The sequence below is a fragment of the Lactobacillus sp. 23-2 genome (assembly GCF_044902225.1).
Taxonomy (GTDB): domain Bacteria; phylum Bacillota; class Bacilli; order Lactobacillales; family Lactobacillaceae; genus Lactobacillus; species Lactobacillus absianus.
In genome coordinates this window covers 1-463 of the sequence record NZ_JAOQBX010000075.1, presented here as the reverse complement: position 1 = coordinate 463, position 463 = coordinate 1, and the positions used below count along the sequence as shown (strand labels likewise).

At 51.0% G+C, this 463-nt stretch carries 1 protein-coding gene; it reads left to right on the top strand.

Features of this window, described 5'->3' with window-relative positions; all coding sequences use genetic code 11:
- A partial coding sequence (locus OCH80_RS10205; protein ID WP_404540661.1) for an HNH endonuclease occupies positions 1-463 on the top strand: 463 nt, incomplete at both ends.

Genomic DNA, 463 nt, shown 5'->3' with positions numbered 1-463 from the left:
GTAAAAGGCAAGGCAAGCCACAACATTGCTTGGATCAAGCGCTATTTGGCTGTATTGCCGAACCCAGATCTGCATATTGAGGTGGGCAAGTTTGACATGGCCAAGATGGTCAACCCAGATATTTCGGGCAAGCAGTATCAAGAAGGAAGTCTGCATGGCTGGAAGAACTATGAGTACTACGTGCTGGCACGTGACGAATATACCTGTCAGCTCTGCCATAAGCATGGCGAAGGCGTAAAGCTTGTCGTCCACCATATCGTCTACCGCTCACAGGGCGGGACAGACCGGGTGGACAATCTGATAACGCTTTGCACGAATTGTCATACGACGAAGAACCACCAGCCGGGCGGAAAGCTCTACAAGTGGATGAAGGCCAAGAAGAAAGTGACAAAGCAGCTGAAGGGGGCAACGTTCATGAACATTCTGCGCAAGCGGATCATGACCGCTTTCCCTGAAGCGTCTT